Origin of the sequence: Streptomyces sp. NPDC058758 (assembly GCF_042746075.1) — a bacterium.
Taxonomy (GTDB): domain Bacteria; phylum Actinomycetota; class Actinomycetes; order Streptomycetales; family Streptomycetaceae; genus Streptomyces.
Map to the genome: position 1 here is coordinate 1 of NZ_JBHYPS010000065.1, position 3,635 is coordinate 3,635.

Here is a 3,635-nt window from a genome sequence, read left to right on the forward strand (position 1 = left end):
CCCGTTTCTGGTTAACACCCCTCCGCCCCCCGCGGGGCGCCCCCCCCCCCGGCCGGGGCCCCCCCCCCCCGGCCCCCCCCCCGGCGGGGGGGGGGGGGGGGGGCCCCCCCCCCCCCCCACCCCGGGTCCTGCGTTCACGCGGTGTGTCAGAACTGGCCGTTCAGGTCGTACCAGGACTCGCTCTCCAGGCCGCCGGTCTGGAAGCCGTTCGTGGCGCGGCCGCGGTAGGTGACCAGGTTGCCCGCGCCCACGCCCATGTTCGACCAGTAGGCGTCGTTCGTGACGGTGGCCAGGTCGGGGTAGCCGTCGCCGGTGTGGTCGCCGACCGCGAGGAAGCCGGCCATGACGTTCCAGCCGCCGCCGATGAGGACGCGGGGGGCGAAGCCGCCGGGCTTGCCCGGGTACAGCCACAGCTTGCCGGTGGACGCCTCGCGGGCGAGGAGGTCGTCCTTGCCGTCCTTGGTCATGTCGCCGAAGCCGACGAGGGCGTTCATGCCGTTCCAGCCGCCCGAGCCGATCAGCTTGCGGGCGCCGAGCGGGCCCGTGGCCGTGCCGGGGTAGAGCCACAGCTTGCCCGTGGACTTCTCCACCGCGAGGAGGTCGGAGCGGCCGTCGCCGGACAGGTCGCCGAAGGCGGTGAGGTGGTTCATGGAGTTCCAGCCGCCCGTGCCGATCAGCAGGCGCGAGCCGACGCGACCGGTGCCGTCGCCCTTGTACAGCCACAGCTTGCCGGTGGACGCCTCGCGGGCGATCACGTCCTCCTTGCCGTCACCGGAGAAGTCGCCGTGCCGGGTCAGGGCGTTCATCGCGTTCCAGCCGCCCGAGCCGACGAGCGTGCCGCTGCCGTCGCCGGGCAGGAACCAGAGGCGGCCGGCCTTGTCGCGGACCAGGACGTCGGACGTCCTGTCGCCGTTCAGGTCGCCGAACGCGGGCGCGGTGGCCTGCGGGTTGGCGTACCAGTAGGGGTACGGCTCGTAGCCGCCGCACTCGCGCTCGGTGGTGACCAGGCGGACGGAGCTGACGGTGGTGCTGCCGGGGCCGCCCCACTCGGTGCCCGCGGGGTCGGGGGCGACGGAGCCGATGCCGCCGTTGTAGCCGAAGTCCGCGTCGTCGTGGAGGCAGGCGTACTTGCCGGTCCGGTTGGAGACCGAGCGGAACTGGTTGTCCCAGGTGCCGAGCGTGGGGGCGTCCACGTTCGTCTTGTACATGGTGCCGGTGGCGTCGTCCGTCTTCCAGGCGCAGAAGTAGCCCGCGGGGCAGTCCGCGGGTGCCGCCTGGGCGGGGGCCGCGCCCGCGCCGAGGACGCCGAGCGTGGTGAGACCGATTGCCGTGGCCGTGGCGGCCAGGCGCCGGCGCAGAGATATGCGCATGCGTTCCCTTGTGTCCCTTGTGTTCCCTCGTGATGGGCGGCGCGGAGACGTACCGCTCGACGCGCCGTGGGAGGGACGCTACCGCCTCCGGCGGCGGACGCGCGAGGGGGTTCCCCGGGCGGGACTCCGCCCGGGTCCGTCAGGGTTCGCGCAGGCCGGGGAAGCCGTAGCCCTCCGTCTCGTCCCAGTCGGCGTCGAGGTCGTCCATGTGGACGCGCCACTCGGCGCCCGGGAGGGCGCGGCGCAGCTCGGTGACGGAGTCCAGGACGTGGATCATCACCGGGACCACGCGGTCCGGGTCGAAGGGCAGCTTCGTGGAACCGGCGACGACGGCGTGCGGCTCGCGGCCGGCGTCCTCGTACAGGCAGAGGCCTTCCGTGTCGTCGTACGGGAACGCCGACAGGCGGGCGGCGGCGATCCGGTCGACCGCCGCCCGCTCGGCCTCCGTCAGGGGTTCGGGGCGGTGCGCGGAGTAGTAGAGGGAGACGCTCATGGCCGCACCGTACGGGAGGGGTGTGACAGGGGTCGTGCGGCGGTCGGTCCCCCGGGTGTCCGCCGGATGTCGGTCCGCCGGATGTCGGTCCGCCGGATGTCGGTCCGCCGGATGTCGGTTCGTCAGGTGGTCAGGACGCCCGTCAGGAAGGGGTCCACCGCCTCGGCCCAGGCTTCCGGGTGGCTGTAGTGGAGGAGGTGGCCGGCGTCGGGGATCTCCGCGTAGGCGCCGTGGGGGAGGACGCGGACCATCTCCTGGGCCTCGGCCCGGCCCAGTTCGCCGTCGAGGCCGCGGACGACGAGGGTGGGGCAGCGGACCTGGGCGAGGGAGTCCCAGTGGGCGTCGTGGACCCAGGTCTCGCGGGAGGTGAGCATCTGGGCCGGGTCGAAGACCGGGTGCCAGCCGTCCGGGCGCTCGGTCATCACCTCGGCGAAGAAGGCGCCCCGCGCCGGGTTGGGCGTCTCCACCCACGCGTCGTCCGCGCCGAACCAGCGGTGCACGGCCTCCAGCGTCGGGAAGGGCGCCGGCCAGCTGCGGAACCAGTCCTGCCAGGCGCGCTGGGAGGCGGCGCCGAGCGCGGAGGCCCGCATGTCGCAGATGACGAGGGCGCGGACCAGGTCGGGGCGCTCGGCGGCCAGCTGCCAGGCGGTCAGCGCGCCCATGGAGTGGCCGACGAGGGTGACGGGGGCGAGCCCGAGCCGCTCGATGACGGCCGCCGCGTCCGCGACGTACGCCTCGCGCGTGAACGGTCCGCCGGGCGGCTTCTCGCTCGCGCCGTGGCCGCGCTGGTCGAGCGCGAGCGTGCGGTGGCCGCCGGCGAGGAGGCGGGCGGCGGGGGCCCAGTGGGCCGCGTGGCCCATCAGGCCGTGGAGCAGTAAGACCGGGGCGCCCGAGCGCGCGGGGGCGGGGGCGGGCGGCGGTGGGGTGGCGGCGCCGGAGGGGACGGGGACGCCGGAGGGAGCGGGGGCGCCCGCGGGCCTGGCCCGGTCCTCCGGCGCGGCGGGCTGGCGGGCGATGCTCACCGCGGGCGGGCGCGGGGGCGTACGGGTCCCGGACGCGGGCCCGTCGTGGGCCGCGCCCTCCACCGTGAAGTCCCAGGCCGCCAGCCGGATGCCGTCGGCTCCGGTGACGTCGAGTCGTCGCGCCATGGTCTGGCACCCCCTCTTTCCCGTCGAACCCCGCCAGACTATCGAACTCGCATTCGAAAATATGCTTCTGCCGCCCAACACCCCTCGTTCGAGTGACGGGCCTCAAGGATTGGTACGCGCCGCCGAGGGGAGATCTTCCACGGGAGGCGGACCGCTCGGGGAAAACGGTCCGAAGGGACCGACCTAGGGAGCTCGGGGCTCCAGGTCGGAACAGGGGAGGGCAGGCCCCGGCGCCGCGAGGCGCCGGGGCCCTCTGCCGTCCGGGGCCGCGCCGCCGCCCGGTCCCGCACCGTCCTCCGGTCCCGTCCCGTCGCCCGGGTCCGCACCGTCCTCCGGGTCCGCTCCGTCCGCACCTCCGGCGGGCGGGCCGCGCTCGAGGCCATCGGTCGCATGCCCCTCCCCTCGCCGTCATCACGTCTCGCATCAGCGTGGCACGCCACGGGCACGCGCGAGGCCATTCCGGCGTAAATCGGGGCGCACGGCGGCCGGTCGATCCGATTCCGTGACCTACCGGTAGGACCGGTAGGACCGGTAGGACCGGTAGGACCCCTGCGGCCGGCGGGGCCGGACGGAGCGGGAAGACGGGAGGGGTGGGGGGGGGGGGGGGGGGCGCGGGCGGGGGAG

At 75.2% G+C, this 3,635-nt stretch carries 3 protein-coding genes; all 3 read right to left on the reverse strand.

What is annotated here, in order from left to right; genetic code table 11:
• Positions 1-146: 146 nt before the first annotated feature.
• The 3 genes from ACFW6A_RS37420 to ACFW6A_RS37430 all read right to left on the reverse strand — a co-directional run bounded on the left by ACFW6A_RS37420 (position 147) and on the right by ACFW6A_RS37430 (position 3,011).
• Positions 147-1,370, reverse strand: coding sequence for an FG-GAP-like repeat-containing protein (locus ACFW6A_RS37420; RefSeq protein WP_386646294.1), 1,224 nt, complete (start codon positions 1,368-1,370; stop codon positions 147-149).
• Between the two features lie 139 nt (positions 1,371-1,509).
• Positions 1,510-1,863 (reverse strand): hypothetical protein, encoded by a 354-nt coding sequence (locus ACFW6A_RS37425; RefSeq protein ID WP_351856965.1) that lies wholly within the window; start codon positions 1,861-1,863, stop codon positions 1,510-1,512.
• Positions 1,864-1,985: 122 nt separating this feature from the next.
• Positions 1,986-3,011 (reverse strand): alpha/beta hydrolase, encoded by a 1,026-nt coding sequence (locus tag ACFW6A_RS37430; RefSeq protein ID WP_351856963.1) that lies wholly within the window; start codon positions 3,009-3,011, stop codon positions 1,986-1,988.
• Positions 3,012-3,635 lie beyond the last annotated feature (624 nt).

What these genes read in the sequence shown, in the direction of transcription:
- ACFW6A_RS37420 (WP_386646294.1), bottom strand. Translation starts at nt 1,370, where the DNA reads ATGCGCATATCTCTGCGCCGGCGCCTGGCCGCCACGGCCACGGCAATC.
- ACFW6A_RS37425 (WP_351856965.1), bottom strand. Translation starts at nt 1,863, where the DNA reads ATGAGCGTCTCCCTCTACTACTCCGCGCACCGCCCCGAACCCCTGACG.
- ACFW6A_RS37430 (WP_351856963.1), bottom strand. Translation starts at nt 3,011, where the DNA reads ATGGCGCGACGACTCGACGTCACCGGAGCCGACGGCATCCGGCTGGCG.